This window comes from Pseudactinotalea sp. Z1739, assembly GCF_049725055.1.
Taxonomy (GTDB): Bacteria; Actinomycetota; Actinomycetes; order Actinomycetales; family Beutenbergiaceae; genus CALKWS01.
The window spans coordinates 232488-251349 of record NZ_JBMPQA010000003.1 but is presented as its reverse complement, the minus strand read 5'-3'; the positions used below and the strand labels follow the sequence as shown (position 1 = coordinate 251349).

At 68.4% G+C, this 18862-nt stretch carries 21 protein-coding genes; 13 read left to right on the top strand and 8 right to left on the bottom strand.

Annotated elements, in window-relative coordinates; genetic code table 11:
• Positions 1–2: 2 nt before the first annotated feature.
• The gene (locus ACO0LV_RS05615; RefSeq protein WP_424786882.1) at positions 3–332 is read right to left on the bottom strand and encodes a PadR family transcriptional regulator; all 330 of its coding nucleotides are present in this window, start codon (positions 330–332) and stop codon (positions 3–5) included.
• A gap of 162 nt (positions 333–494) precedes the next feature.
• Here ACO0LV_RS05615 and ACO0LV_RS05610 point away from each other — a divergent pair, with 162 nt between their 5' ends.
• The 4 genes from ACO0LV_RS05610 to purM all read left to right on the top strand — a co-directional run bounded on the left by ACO0LV_RS05610 (position 495) and on the right by purM (position 4001).
• Positions 495–848 (top strand): sterol carrier family protein, encoded by a 354-nt coding sequence (locus tag ACO0LV_RS05610; protein WP_424786881.1) that lies wholly within the window; start codon positions 495–497, stop codon positions 846–848.
• A gap of 23 nt (positions 849–871) precedes the next feature.
• Positions 872–1213, top strand: coding sequence for a hypothetical protein (locus ACO0LV_RS05605; protein WP_424786880.1), 342 nt, complete (start codon positions 872–874; stop codon positions 1211–1213).
• A gap of 59 nt (positions 1214–1272) precedes the next feature.
• Positions 1273–2811 (top strand): amidophosphoribosyltransferase, encoded by a 1539-nt coding sequence (gene purF, locus ACO0LV_RS05600; protein ID WP_424786879.1) that lies wholly within the window; start codon positions 1273–1275, stop codon positions 2809–2811.
• 89 nt (positions 2812–2900) lie between these two features.
• Complete coding sequence (purM, locus tag ACO0LV_RS05595) at positions 2901–4001, top strand: phosphoribosylformylglycinamidine cyclo-ligase (protein WP_424787000.1); 1101 nt, start codon at positions 2901–2903, stop codon at positions 3999–4001.
• Positions 4002–4090: 89 nt separating this feature from the next.
• Here purM and ACO0LV_RS05590 read toward each other — a convergent pair whose 3' ends face one another.
• The 6 genes from ACO0LV_RS05590 to ACO0LV_RS05565 form a co-directional block, all read right to left on the bottom strand.
• A complete protein-coding gene (locus tag ACO0LV_RS05590) occupies positions 4091–4279 on the bottom strand; it encodes a DUF3073 domain-containing protein (protein WP_424786999.1) in 189 nt (62 codons plus the stop codon).
• A 169-nt stretch (positions 4280–4448) separates the two neighbouring features.
• Positions 4449–4724: a DUF3618 domain-containing protein gene (locus tag ACO0LV_RS05585; protein ID WP_424786878.1), complete on the bottom strand. Its 276-nt coding sequence runs from the start codon at positions 4722–4724 to the stop codon at positions 4449–4451.
• Positions 4721–5134, bottom strand: coding sequence for a phage holin family protein (locus ACO0LV_RS05580; RefSeq protein ID WP_424786877.1), 414 nt, complete (start codon positions 5132–5134; stop codon positions 4721–4723). The genes ACO0LV_RS05585 and ACO0LV_RS05580 overlap by 4 nt, the downstream gene beginning before the upstream one ends.
• Before the next feature lie 155 nt (positions 5135–5289).
• A complete protein-coding gene (locus ACO0LV_RS05575; RefSeq protein WP_424786876.1) occupies positions 5290–5601 on the bottom strand; it encodes an RpiB/LacA/LacB family sugar-phosphate isomerase in 312 nt (103 codons plus the stop codon).
• A 166-nt stretch (positions 5602–5767) separates the two neighbouring features.
• Complete coding sequence (locus ACO0LV_RS05570; protein ID WP_424786875.1) at positions 5768–6844, bottom strand: phosphotriesterase family protein; 1077 nt, start codon at positions 6842–6844, stop codon at positions 5768–5770.
• Positions 6841–8202, bottom strand: coding sequence for an FAD-dependent oxidoreductase (locus ACO0LV_RS05565; protein ID WP_424786874.1), 1362 nt, complete (start codon positions 8200–8202; stop codon positions 6841–6843). The genes ACO0LV_RS05570 and ACO0LV_RS05565 overlap by 4 nt, the downstream gene beginning before the upstream one ends.
• Before the next feature lie 85 nt (positions 8203–8287).
• Between ACO0LV_RS05565 and ACO0LV_RS05560 the strand changes: the two genes are divergently transcribed.
• Entirely contained in the window at positions 8288–9049 is a 762-nt protein-coding gene (locus tag ACO0LV_RS05560; RefSeq protein ID WP_424786873.1) for an SDR family NAD(P)-dependent oxidoreductase, read from the top strand.
• Here the strand turns inward: ACO0LV_RS05560 and ACO0LV_RS05555 are convergent.
• Positions 9044–9829, bottom strand: a complete 786-nt coding sequence (locus ACO0LV_RS05555) for a GntR family transcriptional regulator (RefSeq protein ID WP_424786872.1) — start codon at positions 9827–9829, stop codon at positions 9044–9046. The two genes, ACO0LV_RS05560 and ACO0LV_RS05555, sit on opposite strands and share 6 nt — an antisense overlap.
• A gap of 68 nt (positions 9830–9897) precedes the next feature.
• Here ACO0LV_RS05555 and ACO0LV_RS05550 point away from each other — a divergent pair, with 68 nt between their 5' ends.
• From ACO0LV_RS05550 to ACO0LV_RS05515, 8 genes are all read left to right on the top strand, one after another.
• Positions 9898–10803 (top strand): sugar isomerase domain-containing protein, encoded by a 906-nt coding sequence (locus ACO0LV_RS05550; RefSeq protein ID WP_424786871.1) that lies wholly within the window; start codon positions 9898–9900, stop codon positions 10801–10803.
• 16 nt (positions 10804–10819) lie between these two features.
• Positions 10820–11713 (top strand): ROK family protein, encoded by an 894-nt coding sequence (locus ACO0LV_RS05545; RefSeq protein ID WP_424786870.1) that lies wholly within the window; start codon positions 10820–10822, stop codon positions 11711–11713.
• A gap of 263 nt (positions 11714–11976) precedes the next feature.
• Entirely contained in the window at positions 11977–13092 is a 1116-nt protein-coding gene (locus ACO0LV_RS05540; protein WP_424786869.1) for a substrate-binding domain-containing protein, read from the top strand.
• A 100-nt stretch (positions 13093–13192) separates the two neighbouring features.
• A complete protein-coding gene (locus tag ACO0LV_RS05535) occupies positions 13193–14686 on the top strand; it encodes a sugar ABC transporter ATP-binding protein (RefSeq protein ID WP_424786868.1) in 1494 nt (497 codons plus the stop codon).
• The gene (locus ACO0LV_RS05530) at positions 14683–15684 is read left to right on the top strand and encodes an ABC transporter permease (RefSeq protein ID WP_424786867.1); all 1002 of its coding nucleotides are present in this window, start codon (positions 14683–14685) and stop codon (positions 15682–15684) included. Before ACO0LV_RS05535 ends, ACO0LV_RS05530 begins: the two co-directional genes overlap by 4 nt.
• Entirely contained in the window at positions 15681–16697 is a 1017-nt protein-coding gene (locus ACO0LV_RS05525; protein ID WP_424786866.1) for an ABC transporter permease, read from the top strand. The genes ACO0LV_RS05530 and ACO0LV_RS05525 overlap by 4 nt, the downstream gene beginning before the upstream one ends.
• Positions 16698–16716: 19 nt before the next feature.
• A complete protein-coding gene (locus tag ACO0LV_RS05520) occupies positions 16717–17874 on the top strand; it encodes a Gfo/Idh/MocA family protein (RefSeq protein ID WP_424786865.1) in 1158 nt (385 codons plus the stop codon).
• The gene (locus tag ACO0LV_RS05515; protein WP_424786864.1) at positions 17874–18797 is read left to right on the top strand and encodes a sugar phosphate isomerase/epimerase family protein; all 924 of its coding nucleotides are present in this window, start codon (positions 17874–17876) and stop codon (positions 18795–18797) included. The genes ACO0LV_RS05520 and ACO0LV_RS05515 overlap by 1 nt, the downstream gene beginning before the upstream one ends.
• Positions 18798–18862 lie beyond the last annotated feature (65 nt).

The window sequence follows — 18862 nt, the reverse complement described above, 5'->3', positions numbered from 1 at the left end:
CTCTACTTCCCCTCCTGACGGAGTTGGTCGACTCGCTCGGTGAGGAACGTCCAGTTCCTCCAGAACTCATCGAGGTATTGCTGTCCCTGGGCGTTGAGTGTGTAGACCTTGCGCGGCGGACCCTTCTCCGAGGGGACCTTCTCCACATCCACCAGTTGCCGCTTCTCGATGCGGACCAGCAGGGCGTACACGGTGCCCTCCGCGATATCGGTGAAGCCCTGATCGCGAAGCCACGCGGTGATCTCGTAGCCGTAGGCGGGCCGGGAGGCCAAGATGGCCAGCACCAGACCCTCCAGCGTGCCCTTGAGCATCTCGGTGACCTGTTTACTCATCGCACCTCACTACTCAGTGTCACTCACTACTGGTACATAGTAGCGCTAGGTACCGGCGTGGCAACCCCTTATCGGACCCCGCCGCGCGCAGCCTGATCCGATGAAGGGCCGGTCGTGCTCCCTCGGGAGTGCCACGGCTGCGGCGACCGGTAACCTCCAGGCGTGGCTCGAGCGATAGCGCCCCAGGAGGGCGTCCAGGCACTGCAGGCGTGGCGCACCGGCGCGGCCGACGGCGCGCAGGTGCGTACCGCCGTCCGGTTCGCCCTGCAGGTGCTCACCCGGCACCACCCCGGCAACGCGGTGGAGGTGCGGGTCCCCCCGGCGGGGGTCACCCAGGCCATCGCCGGGCCCAGGCACACCCGCGGTACGCCACCGAACGTGATCGAGACGGACGCGCACACCTGGCTGGCCCTGGCCACCGGCACGCTCGGCTGGGATGAGGCGCTGGCCAGTGGTCGCGTGCAGGCCTCCGGGCTGCGCGCCGACCTCGGTGAGGTGCTGCCGTTGCCGCTGTGATCGGTGGTGCTAGCGTCGGAGGAGTGGATGACGCTCAGGATGCCCGCGCCGGAACCGGCGCCGATACCGCCCGGGAGGCTGCGCCGTCGACCGCTGACGTGGTCAGCGGCGACGAGGCGATGGCGATGGCGGACCCGACCACGGTGCGCAAGGTGCCTCGCTTCCGCCGGATCGGGACGCTCGGCGCGCTGGTGGGCCTGATCGTCTGCGCGGTGGTCACGGCCGTGTTCGCCCGGCCCACCGAGTTCCTGTCCCTGCCCGGCGTCTTCCTGTTCCTCTCGGTCTTCCTGGTTCCGGTGTTCGCCCTGGCCGCCTGCGCGGTGGCGCTGCTCATGGACGCCCGGGCCCGTCGTCGTCGATCCTGACCCGGCGAGCCCGCCCTGGCGCCATACGCGGCCCTGGCGTTATGTGGGACGATGGTGCCGTGGCGCGCGGAGATGGTCGACTCTCACATGAACTGCTCCCCGGGGAGAAGGGTCCCCAGGACGCTTGCGGCGTCTTCGGGCTCTGGGCACCGGGGGAGGAAGTGGCCAAGCTGGCCTACTTCGGCCTGTACGCCCTGCAGCATCGCGGCCAGGAGTCGGCCGGGATCGCCACCTCCAACGGTAAGCAGATCCTGGTGTACAAGGACATGGGTCTGGTCTCCCAGGTGTTCAACGACACCGCGCTGCGTCCGCTCACCGGGCACATCGCCCTGGGCCACGTGCGCTATGCCACCACCGGGGCCTCGGTCTGGGAGAACGCCCAACCCACCCTCGGGCCGACCTCCTCGGGCACGATCGCGCTGGGGCACAACGGGAACCTGACGAACACCTCCGAGCTCATCGGCCTGGTCGAGGAGCGCTACGGCAGCGCCGTGCGGCACCGGTTGGACTCCTGCGCCACCGACACCACCGTGCTCACCGCCCTGCTCAGCGGCGACCCCGGCCATGACCTGGAGACCACCGCGATGGAGGTGCTGCCGCGGGTGCGCGGCGCCTTCTCGCTGGCCTTCATCGACGAACGAGGCCTGTACGCCGCGCGCGACCCCCAGGGGATCCGCCCACTGGTGCTGGGGCGCCTGTCCCGGGGCTGGGTGGTCGCCTCCGAGACCGCCGCCCTGGACATCATCGGCGCCTCGGTGGTGCGCGAGGTCGAACCCGGGGAACTGATCGTGATCGACGACGACGGGCTGCGCTCACGCAGGTTCGCCGAGGCCGCCCCGAAGGGCTGCGTGTTCGAGTACGTCTACCTGGCCCGCCCGGACACCACCATCGCCGGCAGGTCCGTCAACGCCGCGCGGGTGCAGATGGGCCGCTCGCTGGCCAGGGAATGGCCCGCCGAGGCCGACCTGGTGATCCCGGTGCCCGAGTCCGGCACCCCGGCCGCGATCGGCTACGCCACCGAGTCCGGCATCCCCTTCGCCCAGGGGCTGACCAAGAACGCCTACGTGGGCCGCACCTTCATCGAGCCCTCCCAGACCATCCGACAACTCGGCATCCGCCTCAAACTCAACCCGCTGCGGGAGGTGATCCGGGGCAAGCGGCTGGTGGTGGTGGACGACTCGATCGTGCGCGGCAACACCCAGCGCGCCCTGATCCGGATGCTGCGCGAGGCCGGTGCCGCCGAGGTGCACGTGCGGATCAGCGCTCCTCCGGTGAAATGGCCCTGTTTCTACGGCATCGACTTCCCCACCCGGGCCGAGTTGATCGCCAACGGGCTCAACGCCGAGGAGGTGGGGGCCAGCCTGGGTGCGGACTCGCTGGGCTACATCTCCGTGGAGGCCATGATCGCGGCCACTGAACAGGACGCCGCCCGGCTCTGCACGGCCTGCTTCACCGGGAACTATCCGCTGCCGGTCTCCGAACCGGCTGATGAGGCGATGATGCTGGACCAGGAGGAGTTGCCGCTGGGCGATCCGCAGGACGGGTTGAACGCCCTCTCGACCGCCCCCGGCGGTGAAGGAGCGCTGCTGCGGCCGTGACCAGCCACGATGAGGACGGCCCCGACGTACCAGGGGCGCCGGGCGCAGCGGGCCCGGACGGGGGACCGGGTGGCCCGGGTGGGAGCCCGATCACCTACGCCTCCGCGGGAGTGGATACCGAGGCCGGTGACAAGGCCGTGGAGATGATGAAGGACGCTGTGCGCGCCACGCACACACCCGCCGTGATCGGTGGCGTGGGTGGGTTCGCCGGAATGGTGGACGCCTCGGCCCTGAAGGACTACCGCCGCCCGCTGCTGGCCACCTCCACCGACGGGGTGGGCACCAAGGTCGCCATCGCCCAGGAAATGGATGTGCACGACACCATCGGCTTCGACCTGGTGGGCATGGTGGTCGACGACATCGTCGTGGTCGGCGCCACGCCACTGTTCATGACCGACTACATCGCGACCGGCTCGGTGGTGCCCGAGCGCATCGCCGACATCGTGCGCGGGATCGCGCAGGCGTGCCAGCTGGCCGGCACGGCCCTGGTGGGCGGGGAGACCGCAGAGCATCCCGGCCTGCTCGCCCCGGACGAGTACGACGTCGCCGGGGCAGCCACCGGAGTCGTGGAGGCCGACGACGTGCTGGGGCCGGACCGAGTCCGTGCCGGTGACGTGGTGGTCGCGATGGCCTCCTCCGGTCTGCACGCCAACGGGTACTCGCTGGTGCGCGCCGTGATCGCCCGCTCCGGATGGGAACTGGACCGGCAGGTCCCGGAGTTCGCCCGTACCCTGGGCGCCGAACTACTCGAACCGACCCGGGTGTATGCCCGTGACGCCTTGGCCCTGGCCGCCCACGCTCCGGCACGTGTGCGCGCCTTCAGCCACATCACCGGCGGGGGGCTGGCGGCGAACCTGGCCCGGGTCCTGCCGGCCGACCTGGTGGCCACCGTGGACCGCTCGTCCTGGCAGGTACCGGCCGTGTTCGACGTGGTGCGCGGCCTGGGCGAGGTGCCCTGGCCGGATCTGGAGGCGACGTTGAACCTGGGCGTCGGGATGATCGCCATCGTGCCGGCAGACGGGGTGGATGAGACCCTGCGGCTGCTCGGCGAGCGCGACGTGCCCGCCTGGGTGCTGGGTCAGGTGCACCGGGCCGGCAGCATCGATGAATCCGTGGCGCCGGTGGTGCGGGGCACCAAGGGTGTGCACGGCGGAGGTGTGCAGATGCACGGCGCGTACCGCACCGCGTGACGGCGCCGCCGTCGTCCCGTTCCGGGCACGGCTGAGCAACCCAGGTGGTTCAGGGGTCACGGACCCCTGTGGCACACCCGGTCACGGCCTCAGTTCGAGGGCCTGTCCCAGTCGTCGTCCTCGTCGGTCGCGGGCGGGATGTCGTACCGATCGGCAAGATCGGTCTGCGTCCCACTGGCGAGTTCGCGTTCGAGCGCCTCGTAGTCCGTCTCGGGGCTGTAGTACTTCAGCTTCCGAGCGACTTTGGTCTGCTTTGCCTTCTGACGGCCGCGCCCCATGAGCGAGACCCCCTCCACCGGATACTGCCGGGGCCACACCGTCCGAGGACGTAGTGACCACCGGGATTTGGTCAATGTGTTCGTGCTACCACCGTACATGTAGGCGGTGGCGATGGGCCAACTGGTTACCTGCGGCAGGCTGCCCAGGGCCCGTGGAAAAACGCCGGGATCAGCGGCTACGGCGCAGGATCGTCACACCGATCACACCAATGATCGCGGCGGCAACGCCCCCGACGATGGAGACCGCGCGGGGCTCGCCCGACTTGACGTCGTTGACGAAACCGGAGACCTGGGTGCGCGGGTCGACGCGGTCGACCAAGGCGTCCACGCTGCGGGTCAGTTCGAGACGCTTGGCTGCCAGGTCCGCCTCGATCTCGTCGGCGGTGCGCTTACGGGTCTCCTTGGGGTCGGCTGCCCCGGGCCCCTTGCCGGTCTCGGTGCTCATGACTTGACTCCCTGCTTGACGGCTTCGACGTCCTTCTTGATGTTCTCACCGGTGTGGGGCGACGGCGCCTTGGACAGCGCCGACTTGCCGAGCAGGGCCAGGATCACGACGACCACGAGCAGCACCCCGGCCACGATGAGCGAGGCCGCCCAGTAAGGCATCACGGTGGCGAGACCGAACATCCCGGCGGTGAGCAGCCAACCGAGCATGAACAGCCCGAAAACTCCCGCACCGACGAACAGGCCGATACCCAGGCCCATCGCCTTGCCCTTCTCGGCGAGTTGGGTCTGGACGAGTTCGATCTCATCGCGCACCAGCGCGGAGATGTTCTCGGTGACCTTGGCCAGCAGTGCGCCGACCGAGGGCGTCTCGCCGGAGGGAACCCTCGTAGTGTGACTGTCCTGGACCATGTTTTGTCTCCGTCCTGCGTTATCCCTCACCCTAGTCTGCTGACTCAGCCAACCGCTCCCGCGGCTTCGGGGCAACTCAGGAGGCGGATTCCCCGCGTAGCGGCGCCGACCGCTCGTCCCGCGCCGGCCCATCCGGCCGGCGTCTCTGTTAGGCGTCAGCGCGCTTCGTAGTCATCGATTTCGGTGAGCCGGGGCCCGTAACTGCTCGCCGGATCGTGACGCAGGTCCAGCCACACGTCGACCAGCGCTTTCGCCGCCGCCGGGGCGATCACGTTCTGACCCATGCACAGGATCTGCGCGTCGTAGTTCTCCACCGAGCCGCGCACGGTGACCAGGTCGTGCGCCGTGGCCGCCCGGGCGCCCTTGACCTTGCTCGCCGCGATCGCGGTGCCGATCCCGGTTCCGCAGACCAGGATCGCGCGCTCGGCCGTGCCGTCGAGCACGGCACGGGCCGCCTGGAAGGACACCTGCGGGTGATCTCCGCCGTGGAAAGGTCGATGACGTCGCTCACGCGCGGGTCCGCCTCCAGGTGGGCCTTCAGTTCGTCCTTCAGCACCGCCCCGTTGCCCGGTGCTCCGATCGCGACTCGCATCTTGAGGTCCCTTTCCATGGGTGTTCGTCGGCTCGATGCTGCTACGGATCGATCGGGGAGGCAACGGGCACCACGCCGCTCCAGGGATCACCCGAACCCGGACCATGGCCGGGGCCGGCACGCCACGCCAGAGCCCGGGCCGGGTTGCTGACGAACAGGGAGTCGATCTGTTCCGGGTCGAGCCCGATCGCGCGCAGGCGGGCCGGGAACTGGCCGGCGAGCCAGTCCAGACCGGGTTCGCCGCCGTAGCCGCGCCACAGGTCCCTCCGGGCGCCGTCGGTGCCCAGCAGCACCTGGTCCAGGTAGCCGGACTCGGTCGCACGGCTGATCAGCCCGGCGGTCGCCGGCAGTTCGTCACGGTGCTGGCGCAGTCCCTGGTCGTACACCAGCCAGGCGCCGGTACTCGCCAACTCGGCGTGGTAGCCCGGGTCGGTCACCTTGTCGACATGGGAGAGCATCAGCGCGCCCGCCGGCACACCGACCTCGGCGAACGCCTCGATCTGCTCCAGCCCGCCGGTGCCGCCCTCACAGTGCGTCAGCACCGGGGCACCTGTGCGCTGGTGGGCGTAGGCGGCCGCGGCGATCAGGGTGCGATCGCGGATGCTGAGTTCCGGCCCGCCTGTGGCCACCTTGATCGCGCCGGCGCGATGTGATGTGCGGCGAACGATCGGACCGGTGTAGTCGAACGCGTCGATCCCGATGAGCAGGTCGGCGGTGAAGAGTTCACCGAGCTCGGCTGGGTCCAGCCGAGCCGTCCAGTGCTGCGGACCGTAGTAACGCTGATGGTGCGCCCCGGTGACGGCGATGACTCGCACGGCGGCTCGGCGCGCGATCTCAGCCAGTCGCAGCACGTCCCGGCCCGATGCGCAGGGCATCGCGTCGACCATGGTGGCGACGCCGGCCGCCACGCAGGAACTGACTTCGGCGACGGCCAGGTCCACGTCGTCGAGCAGGATGTGCGGGAAGCCCGCGGCGATGAGCGCGCTGTGCAGGACGAGGTGCTCGTGGGCGTAGGTGCGCCCCAGGTCCGTCGCGGGGACGTCGCCGGTGACGGTGCGCACCATTCCCGCGCCGGGCGGGCTGGACTGCGGGCTGGTCGGCCCCGGTCCGGCGCTCATGGCATGACCTCGCGGGCCTCGTCGAGTTCCAGAATGGCTCCTGCCCGGCGCAGCACCGCGCGGACCTGCTGCGGCGCAACCTCTCGCACATCCCCGCTGAGTCCGGGTGTTGTCGCCGCGAGCGCGGCCGCGGTGCCCGCAGCCTGTCCCATCGCCATGCACTGGGCCATGGAACGAATGCTCGCGTGGGCATCGTGGGTCGCCGAGAAGCAGCGTCCGGCCACGAGCACGTTCGGCGCGTCCCGGACGATGAGGCTGCGCAGCGGCACTCCCACCGCAGTGCCGTCGGGGAGGTACGCCCATGCCGTGCCATCGCCGGAGTGATGGTCCTCGATCGGGGCACCGCACAGGGCCACTTGGTCGTCGAACTGCCGGGCGCCCAGGACGTCCTCGCGAGTGACCCGGTAGTCGCCGTAGACGCGCCGGCTCTCGCGGATACCCACCTGTGTGCTCAGAGCGCCCAGGGCGGCATCGGCGTAGCCGGGGACGCGGTCGACGAGGAATCGCACGTACTCCAGGGCCTGACGGCGCCCGGCCAGTTCCGCTGCACTCAGCCGCTCGGGCTCCAGCACGGAGCGCAGTTGACCATCGGCATCGCGTTGCACCGAGTCGAGCCGGGTCATCACCGTGGCGGTCATGCCCGCAACCGGGGTGATGTGGTCACTGCCGTCCCGGCGCGGGAGTTCGTATCCGTCCTCGGCTGCCTCGAGCATGAGCGCTCGCAGGCCCTCCTTGTCGATCGAGCGGCGTTGCTCGTGATCAACGTTGATCATCCGGAACGTCGTGGTGAGGGTCTGCGCGGGTGAGTCCGCTCCGGCCGTCTCGTAGCCGAAACCGGCGAAGTGGCACAGATCGGCGTCACCGGACGCATCCACGAAGGTGTGGGCGCTGACGCGTCGCAGCCCGGCCTTCGTGGCCAGCAGGAGTTCGGTGAGGCGTCCGTCGATGACCTTCGCGTCCTGGACCATCGTGTGCAGGAGGACGCGCACGCCGGCCTCGGTCGTCATGGTCTCCCAGGTGACTTTGAGATGCTCGGCGTGATACGTCACCCCGGTACCGGCGCCGTAGGTGTTGGGTCTTTCCACCACCGGACCCAGGGTGCGTAGATGGTCCACCACCTCGCCGGGAATGGAGCCGACCAGCCGCCGCGGACTGGAGCCGGGGGAGTAGAAGCCGTAGAAGGTATCCAGCACCGCGGTGCTGGACCCGCCCAGGAACGGCAATTTATCCAGCAGCAGTACCGAGGCGCCTTGGCGGGCTGCCGCGATGGCTGCGGTCGAACCGGCCGAGCCGGCCCCGGCGACGACCACATCGACCCGCTCGAGTTGGGGCACCTGGGCCCAAAGGTCTGCTGCCACTGCGATCACACTTCCTTAGCCTCAGGACTAGGTGGTTGTCTAGACTATAGGGAGCAAGGTGCATAGATGAAAGAGGGTGGTGACGATGCCCGTTCTCCCAGGGGTGGTGATCACCGGGTCCTCGGGGATCGCGGCCGCAGTGGCGTCTCGGCTGGCAGGTCAGGGGCGTCCAGTGTTCATCATCGGACGCGATGAGGACTCCTGCGCGCACCTTGCCACCAGCCTCGGGTCCGCCGGCGTCGGATACGCCGTGGCGGACCTGCAGAGCGAGGACCAGGCCGAGGACGCCTTCACCGCGGCGCAGCGGGGTCTGGGCACCATCGGCAGGGTGGTCGCGGTGGCCGGCGGTAGCGCCCGCAGCCAGGGAGACGGCTGGTTGCACGCGATGTCGCTGGCGTCCTGGGAGGCGGCGTTGCAGTTGAACCTGACGACGACGTTCCTCACCGTCCGTGAGGCGGTCCGGCGGATGCGTGGGGAGGGCGGGTCGATCGTGCTCACCTCGAGCGTGTTGGCCAGTTCGCCCCAGCCCGAGGACTTCACCACGCACGGTTATGCCGCTGCGAAGGCTGCGATCAGTGGTTGGGTCGTTCCGCTTGCGGCTGCCTACGCCAATGACGGGATCCGGATCAACGCGGTCGCCCCGGGGTTGGTGCACACCCCGATGTCCCGACGCGCGGCGAAGTCACCGCAGATCGGTGCTTTCGCACGGCGCAAGCAGCCGCTCGCCGGCGGCATGCTCACCCCCGACGATGTCGCGGCGGTGATGTGCTCGGTTCTGGAGGCCGCCGCAGTCACGGGCCAGGTCATCGCCGTCGATGGCGGCTGGTCGGTGACGTCGACGTCATGACCCCGAGGTCCCTGACGGACCGACCGCCGGCTCAGCGGCGCCGGGTAGCACGTCACCCACCGAGAAGGTGACATCGATGACGTACCGATCGGCGACGTAGGCGCTCTCGGTATGCTCCAGGGGAACGTCATCAGCATCGACGATGATGCGCCGTTCCACCAACAGCGCCGAGCGCGGCGGAATGTCGAGCAGGCGGGCTTGGGCGCCCGTGGCGGTGCGTGCGCTGATCCAGCATTGCGCGGTGGTCGGAACCCGGCCCAGGGCAACCAGCGCCTCGTGCAGCGACCCGTTCTCGAGATCCTCGGCCAGGACGGGTGCGCAGCTCGACGGCAGCACGACGTTCTCGATCGCCATCGGGACCCCGTCGGCGAGCCGGAGCCGGGACAGGCTCACCACCCGGCTGCCCTCCTCCAGGCGCAGTGCCTCGACGTCGGCGGCGGTCGGCGCCCGGAGCTTTGCCTCCAGGAGCCGCGAGGATGCCCGCTTCCCACGACGGCGCATGTCGCTGGAGAAGTTCATCAGCGCACCGCTGTGGCGGTGCATCGGCTGGGGAGCGATGAAAGTACCGGAGCCGCGCTGACGTCGCACCAGCCCGTCGATTGCGAGATTCTGCACCGCTTGGCGCGCCGTCATCCTGCTGACCTTGAATTGCGTGGCGAGTTCGGTCTCCGAGGGCAGGGGGTCCCCCGGGGCCCCGTTGAGAACACGCTCGCGCAGCCACTTCTCGATCTCGGTATAGCGGGCCGCAGGCCGCGGACGTCGCACCGCTTGACCACTCATGCTCCACATCATAGGCTGCTCAGCGCCCACATGGTTGGCTATACAACTATGAAGGAAGGTCTGGACGTATGGATGCTCACGCAGGTACTGCCGGGCGTTGGAGTGAGCGTGCGATAGAACTCATTCGCCATGTCCAACAGACGCAGGCGGGCGCGATTGCGACGGCGGCCCGGTGGAGTTGTGAGGCCATCGCGGCCGGTGGGCTGGTGCATATGTATGGCAGTGGGCACTCCCGGATCGCGGTCGAGGAGATGTTCCCGCGCTACGGCTCCTTTCCCGGTTTCCATCCCATCGTCGAGTTGTCGACCACCTTCCACACCCAGGTCGTCGGCGCCAACGGCCAACGCCAAGCGATGTATATCGAGCGGACGTCGGGCCTGGCCGAGGTCATCCTGTCCAACTTCGCCTTCGGTGAGCAGGACGTGATGGTGGTCTTCAGCGTGTCCGGCACGTCCGCGGTCGCGGTGGAGATGGCCCAAGGGGCGCGCAGACGAGGCTTGCGAACGATCGCGGTCACGTCCGGGGCTGCGGCCCCGGCCGACCCGGACGCCGACCACCTGGCACATTTCGCCGACCTCGTCATCGATATCGGCACACCTCCCGGAGATGCGCTGGTGTCCGTCCCCGGGCTTGACGAACCGGTCGGTCCGGGCTCGACTGCGGCGACCGTCGCCGTCGTGAACGAACTCAAGGTGCAGACGGCCGAACTGCTCGTCGAGCGCGGGATTCGCCCGCCGGTTCTGACCGCTGCCTCGGTGATCGGCGCTGAGCGATCTGCTGAGTTGTTCGACGCTGCCTATGACCAGCATGCCCAACGGCTCGCGCGCGCCATCGGTGGCGCCGGTGCCGCGCGACGAAGCGCCGCTGCTGAGAACCGCTCCGGCGAGGTCGGACTGGATCCGGGAGCGGCCGCGGCAGTCGACGAGCCGGGTTGGTATCCGGCAGCGCCGTCGAACCTCGACCGCAACCGCTGATCGATCGGATCTGGCAATGGCGCGCTGGCTCGGTGTGGACGTGGGTGCCACCACGACCAAGATCGCCGTCGTCGACGACGAGCAATGGTCGGTGACCGATCGCGCGAGCGCCCCGACCGACAGGACCGCGCCGGAGCGCACGGTCGCGGCCTGCGCGGACCTGGTCCGCGACTGGGTCGAGCGGATTCCCGCCCTGCGGGGGGTGGGTGTGACCCTTCCGGGACACATCGATCCCGAGACTGGGTTCGGCGTGGTGATTCCGAACATCCCCGGGGATTGGCGCGGGGTGCCAGTGACCGGACCGTTGCGGACAGCAGCCGGACGCCCGATCGCGATCATCAACGACGCCCGGGCATTCGTACTGGCGGAGAGCCGGCTCGGTGCCGGCCGGGGCGTCGATGACGTCCTGGGCATCGTGCTGGGAACCGGCGTCGGTGGCGGGGTGCTCATCGGCGGGAGGTTGTTCACCGGCAGGTCGGGCAATGCCGGGGAAGTCGGTCATCAAGTATTGGTGCGCGACGGACCGCCGTGCGGATGTGGGAACCGGGGCTGCCTGGAGGCGCTGGCGCGGGCGGATGTCATCGCCGCCGCAGCCGGCCACGCCACGGTCGCCGGCGCCGCTGCCGCAGCCGCGGACGGTGACGAACGGGCGCGCTCAGCGCTACGGGAGGCAGGGGCCTGGATTGGTCTCGGCCTGGCGAACCTGGTCACCGTGCTCACGCCCGAGGTGGTGGTCATCGGTGGGGGTGTAGCGCTCGCCGGGGATCCGCTGATGAAGCCCTTGGTCGAGCAACTGCGAGCGAGTTCCCCGCTCGTGCCGCCGGAGAGTTATCGGGTGCTGCCGGCCGAACTGGGCCCGTTCGCCGGAGCGGTGGGGGCTGCGGTTGCGGCGTCGGACACGGCGCCCTGAACCGGTAAAGTGCCAGTGCACCGGCACCGGCCACGGCGGTCGATCCGGTCCTGCAGACGCCCTCAAGCGCTCCCGACATCACGAAAGGGTCTCGATCCTTGACCGCCACCTGGGGCGCGATTAAGGTCCGGAATGTCTATACAGGTCTTACACTGTTACTGAGCATTCTCGACAAGTACGTCAGACATCAAGGTGGTCGGTTCCGCGATCCGGAGCCAACCACCCCGACTGCCCGGAAAGGTCCGGGAAAGGGAGGATCCGCAATGAAGCGTTCCGCAAGGATCAAGGTCGCGGCGGTTGCCGCGACGCTCGCGTTGACCGTGGCCGCCTGTAGCAACGGCGATGGTGACGACGGTAATGGTGACGGCAACGGTGACACCGACCCGGCCCCCGAAAGCACCGAAACAGACGAAGGCGACGAGGGAGCCGAAGCCGGTGGCGGCGAGTACGTCATCGGAGTGAGTAACACCCTGGCCGGAAACGGCTGGCGCGAGCAGATGATCTGCTCGATCCAGGCGGAGTCCCTGGCCAGCGGGCAGGTCTCCGACGTCGTGGTGTTCTCCGAGAACGCCGGACCGACCGAGCAGGTGCAACACCTGCAGACGCTGATCTCCGAGGGCGTCGATGCCATTGTGGTCAACCCCTCCGATCCCGAGCAACTCAACGGCATCATCGAAGAGGCCGTCAGCCAGGGCATCGTCGTGGTGGCAGTGGACTCGGCCGTCAGCACCCCGGAGGCCTACATCGTGACCAACGACCAGGTCGAGTGGGGCCGGATCGGGATGGAGTGGCTCGCTGAAGAGATCGGCGGTTCGGGCGACGTCCTGTACATGCGGGGCATCGAGGGCGTCCAGGCCGATACCGACCGCCACGAAGGCGTCGAGGCTGCGCTGGCCGACTACCCGGACATCAACCTCAACACCGTGTGGACCAGTTGGGACTACACCCTGGCCGGAGAGATCGCAGTCCAGGAATTCAGCGCCCGCGATTACGACGGCGTGTGGACCACCGGCGCGGACTACACGGTGGTCAACGGCATCGAGTCGGTCGGTAAAGACCTGGTCCCCGTGACCGGACAGGATTCCAGCGCCTTCGTGGGCCAACTCATCGACGGCGCCCCGGGCGCCGTAGTGACCAACCCCGCGGTCATCGGTGCGGTCGGTACCAACGTGGCGGTACGGATCCTCAACGGCGAAGACGTCGACCAGACCACCATCCTCACCCCGGCGCTCTGGACGATGGAGAACGCCGCCGAGGAGATGGAAGGCGCCTTCGACGCCGACCGTGGACCGGACACCAGCGCCGCTATCGACATCGACTACCCCTTGGAGATGACGCGCGAGCAGCTGTATGCCTGCGACGGCCCCAGCGATGGCTGATCGAGTCACCGACTCGGAGGTGTGCCGGGAACGAGTTCATCCTCGCTCCCGGCACATCTGCGAGATCCCACACGCCCGCGGGGGAGGATGATCGCACGCGATGATGGATGCCGAACCGCTTCTGCACGCCGAGGCCGTGGCCAAGTCCTACGGTGCGGTGCGAGCGCTCCGGTCGGCGGACCTGACGATTCGACCGGGTGAAGCGCATGCCCTGCTCGGAGCCAATGGCGCCGGGAAGTCGACCTTCGTCAAGATTCTCACCGGTGTCATCAACAAGGATTCCGGGAGTATCACCATGGAAGGCCAGCCGGTCGCGCTGCGCTCTCCGGCGGAGGGCTACGAACGGGGGATCGCCTCGGTCTTCCAGGATCCCGCCATGATCCCGGACCTGACGGTCAGGGCGAACCTCAAACTCACCGGTACCGACCCGGCCGCGGTGATCGCCGAACTCGAGCAACTCGGTATCCAAGGGCTGGACCTGGCCGAACGGGTCAGCGAGGTGCCGTTGCCGTTCCTGCGGATGCTCGACCTGGCCCGGGCCCTCTCGCACCAGCCGCGATTGCTTATCCTCGATGAGATCACCGCGGCCCTGCCTTCCGACCTCAGCGAGAAGGTCACCGAGGTGATGGCCCGTCATACAGCCGCCGGGGGCTCGGTGTTGTTCATCTCCCACCGACTGGAAGAGGTGATTGAGCACTGCGACATGTGCACCGTCTTCCGGGACGGTGGCGATGTGGCGTCCTTCGCCCCGAAGGACGGACGCGAGCAGCGCATCGTCCACTCGATGCTTGGAGAGGGCGCCGCCGTCGAACAGGAGCAGGGCCGGCGATCGCGAGCCGAACGGCCCGAGATCGACGAGTCGGCCCTGGTCGTCCGCGGTCTGAGCGCCGGCGACATCCTGGACGATGTGAACTTCTCCGTCAGCCCCGGTGAAGTGGTGGGCATCACCGCGCTGGAGGGTCAGGGCCAAGAAGTGCTGTTCGACGTACTCGCCGGCGCCCGGCGCCCCCGCGCCGGGGAGATCGTGGTCGACGGGCAACAACTCAACGCGCGCCACCCCGCCGCAGCGATCAGTCGGGGGATCGCCCTCGTCCCGGCCGACCGGACCCTGGCGATCCTGCCGAAGCGCTCCATCCGGGAGAACATCGCGCTGCCCTCCCGGGCACGCTTCTGGCGGTGGGGACCCATCTCCGGCCGTAAGGAGAACCGCGCCGTCAACGGAGCCATCGACCGACTGTCCATCGATACCCGGGCGGCATCCCAGGCCCGGCGCCTGTCAGGTGGGAACCAACAAAAACTCACCATCGGTCGGTGGCTTGCTGAGGGATTCCGAACGCTGCTGCTGTTCGACCCCACCCGGGGTATCGACATCGGGACCAAGCGGCAGATCTATGACCTCATTCGCGAACTGGCCGAGGAAGGGGCGGCGATCGTGATGTACACCAGCGAACTACGCGAGATCGAACTCGTCTGCGATCGCGCCCTGGTGCTCTACCGCGGGCGCGTCGTCGCCGAACTGCCGGCCGACGCCGGTGAAGAGGCACTCCTGCGCGCTGCCCACGGCTTCGTCGAGGCATCGGAGGCGGGAACATGACCGAGGTCGCGCCACAGACCACAGTGCCCAAACCCTCCAGTGCAGCCGCGCGCTTCCGGCAACGCAACGGCTGGGTCGTCGGGTTGGCGCTCCTGTTGGTCGGCATGATCGTCCTGCGCTCCACCCAGGTGGCGAACTTCGGGGGATTCGAGGTGCGCGCGCTGGCCGCCGGCGGCCTGATGCTCGCCTTCCTGGCGATGGCGCAGGGCGTGGTGGTCCTCTCCGGAGGCATCAACCTGGCGGTCGGTGCGCTGATGGTGCTGGCGAACTGCGTCTCAGCGCTGCTGATGGAGGACTCCTCCTTCGCGATGAGCATCGTCGTGGCGATCCTCACCATCATCGGCACAGCATTGCTGTCGGGCCTGATGGGCTGGATCATCACGGTCTCGGGCATGCCCGACATCGTCGTCACCCTCGCGCTGCACTTCACGTTCGTGGGGCTGGCACTGTTCATCCTCGGCGGGCCCGGAGGGCGAGCCAACCCGGACTTCGCGAACATGATCGTCGGCGGATTCTCCAACCCCTGGCCCTCGTTGCTGTGGCTTTCGGCGGTCTTCTGCTTGATCTGGCTGCCGTTCCGGTACAGCAGGTCGGGGATCGCAACCTATGCGATCGGCAGCGACCGGCAAGCCGCTTTCCTGGCCGGTGTCATCGTCAAGCGAGCCAGGGTGAAGGCCTACCTGATCTCCGGAGTGTTCGCCGGCTTCGCCGGACTGGTGACCACCGCCCTGCTCGGTAGCGGAAGCCCCCAGGGCACCGTCGCCCTCGGGGCGCTGCTGAGTTCGGTGGCCGCCGTCGTGCTGGGTGGTGTGGCGCTCGCCGGTGGCCGCGGCCAACTCCTGGGACCGGTGCTCGCGGCCTTCGTCCTCACCCTCATCCCCTCGATCCTGCTGAGCATGGGCGTCAACTCGAACATCGCGACGCTGCTCCAGGGCCTGATCATCATCGTGGTGGTCATGCTCGGGGGCTTCCTTGAGATGAAGCGGAGGAAGTTATGACCAGCGCCGCCACCACCCCGCAGGCAGCCCCCGCAAGCGATGGACCAACGGGCACCGAACGCGCTCGCAACTACCTCACCGACCATCCGATCATCGTGCTCAGCGTGGTCTTCGTGCTGTTCTACCTCGTCACCGCAGCCTTGGATCCCAGCCTGTTCACCGTCCGGGGCCTGCGTTCGATCCTGCTGCTGGCCTGTCCGCTGGCCTTGTTCGCCGCCGGGCAGACACTCGCCTTCCTCACCGGGGGAATCGACCTGTCGGTGGCGATGATCGCGAACTTCGCCGCGTATGTGGTGGCGACCCAGAGCGGTGCGGGCACTGCGACCGCCTTGGCCCTGGGCCTCGCCGTGGGAGTCGGGGCCGGATTGCTCAACGGCATCGGGGTCGGTGTGTTCAGGGTGCACCCGCTGATCATGACGATCGGGATGTCCAGCGTTCTGCTCGGGGTGGTCTCCGTGGGCCAGGCGAGCGGCGGCTTCCTCTCCGGTTCCGCCGTCGTCCCACGGCTCCTGCAGCAACTCGGCGGGGGCACTCTGATCGGCCCGATACCGCTCAACGCCGTGGTGTGGGCGGGGATCTCGGTGTTCTTGATCTGGATGCTGGCCAGGTCCGGCCTGGGCCGCAACATCTATGCGGTGGGTGACAACGCCATCGCCTGTCGCCTGTCCGGGATCAAGGTGTGGCAGGTCCTGATCGTCACCTACGCCCTCGTCGGAATTCTGGCCGCGATCGCGGGCATGATCATCTCGGGCACCTCCGGATCGGTCGGTCCCAGCCAGTCGAACTCACTGCTGCTGCCGAGCATCGCGGCCGCCGTCATCGGCGGCACCTCGATCCTGGGCGGGTCCGGCGGCTACGGAGGCACCATCGTGGGGGCGTTGGTGCTGACCGTGCTGAACCGGCTGATGCTCACGCTGGGCGCGGGCCAAGCGGTGCAGCAGATGGTCTACGGGATCATCGTGCTCGCGTTGGCATGGGCGTACGTGGCGGTGTCCCGCCAGCGCTCGGACTAGCAGAACAAGGAGAGGGTCGATGGCGGACGACGGTGAGCCGGTCAAGGCAGCGGTCATTGGCACGGGATTCATCGGGTCGGTTCATGCAGAGGCAGTGCGCCGAGCCGGTGGCCACCTGACCGGTGTGCTGGGCTCGGCACCGGAGCGCGCCGCGGCGCCGGCGGACCTGCTGGGAGTGCCGGCCTATCGGGACATGACCGAATTGCTCGATTCCGATGTCGACGTCGTGCACGTCGCCACCCCGAACCACCTGCACGCCGAGCAGGCTGCCGCCGTCCTCGAGGCCGGTAAGCACGTCGTCTGTGAGAAACCCCTGACCACGAACATCTCCGACGCCCGCCGGCTGCGGGGCTTGGCCGAGGAGCGTGGGCTCGTCAATGCGCTGTGTTTCAACCTGCGCTTCTATCCGCTCATCCACCACGCCCGCAGCATGGTCGCCGCCGACGCGATCGGAGCGCCCCGGCTTGTCACCGGAAGCTACCTGCAGGACTGGTTGCTGTACGAAACCGACTGGAACTGGCGGGTGGAGACGGCGCTGGCGGGGCAGACCCGGGCGGTAGCGGACATCGGAAGCCACTGGCTCGATGCGACCTCATGGGTGATCGGGGAACCCATCGAGGCCGTCTACGCCCAACTGCACACGTTCGTGCCCACCCGGATCAAGCCGTCGGGCTCACGGGAGACATTCTCTGCCGGTGCCGGGCACACCGGTACGCCGGTGCCGATCGACACCGACGACGCCGCCCAGGTGCTGTTGCGGTATGCGGGGGGAGCGCGCGGGGCGATGACCGTGTCGCAGGTCTCGGCCGGACGGAAGAACTCGATGTCCTTCGAGGTCGATGGATCGACGGCGGCGCTCTCCTGGGCTTCCCAGAATCCCGATGAGTTGTGGATCGGCCACCGCGACCGGCCCAATGAGGTGCAGCACCGCGATCCGGTCACGTTGAGCGAAACCGCCGCGGAGATCACCTTCTACCCCGGAGGGCACGTCGAGGGGTTCGGGGAGACCTTCCGCGGCCTGTTCGAGCGGGTCTACCAGGATGTCGCAGCCGGAAGCCCCGGCGCGGAGCCCGCCTACCCCACCTTCACCGACGGCGTGCGGGCCTTGGCGGTGGAGGAAGCGATTCGGATCAGTGCGGCCCAGGACCGATGGGTCGATGTGGAGAGGATCACGTGATGAAACTCGGACTGTTGACCGCCCCCTTCGAGAACACGCCGTTGACCGAGGTCGCCGCCTGGGCCGCCTCGGTCGGCTACGAACAGCTCGAGGTCGCCTGCTGGCCCCAATCGGGGGCGGAAGCGCGGCGGTACGCCGGTACCGCGCATCTGCCCATCGAGGACATGACAGCCAAACGCGGAACGGAGATCGTCGGCGAACTCGCCGACCTCGGGATCAGCATCTCGGCGCTGGGCTACTACCCGAACAACCTGCACCCGGATGAGAGTGTGCGGACCGCGGCCAATGAGCACACCAAGGCGGTGATCCGCGCCGCGAGCCTGATGGGAGTGCCAATGATCAGCACCTTCATCGGTGCCGATCACACCCGGTCGCTGGAAGAGAACTACGCCCGCGCCCTCCAGGTATTTCCCGAGATCGTCGCCTATGCCGCCGAGCACGACGTACGCATCGCGATCGAGAACTGCCCGATGATCTTCTCCGCAGACGAGTGGCCATCAGGGAAGAATCTGGCCTACAACCCCGTCATCTGGCGCCGGATGTTCGAGGACTTCGAGGGCGGGACCCTCGGCCTGAATCTCGACCCCTCGCACCTGCACTGGCTCATGATCGATCCGCAACGGGTGGTGCGCGAGTTCGCCGATCGGATCTACCACGTCCACATCAAGGACCTGGAGATCGACCGCGAAGGGTTGTACGAGAACGGCAGCATGTCCGCCGGCGTCGGTTGGCAGGTGCCGCGGCTGCCCGGGCTGGGTGAGGTCGATTGGGCAAGGTTCGTCGCGGCGTTGTACCGGGCGGGTTACGACGGCGTGCTCTGCGTGGAGCACGAGGACCGTGACTTCGAAGGTAGCGACGGCCTGGTGAAGAAGGGCTTCATCATGGCTCGGGACGTGATCCGTCCGCTGGTGCCGCTGCTGTAGCGACGCCCGGGTGATCGCGGAGCGGCAGCGCAGTGGTGCGGGGGCGGACCGACCCGCCCCCGCAC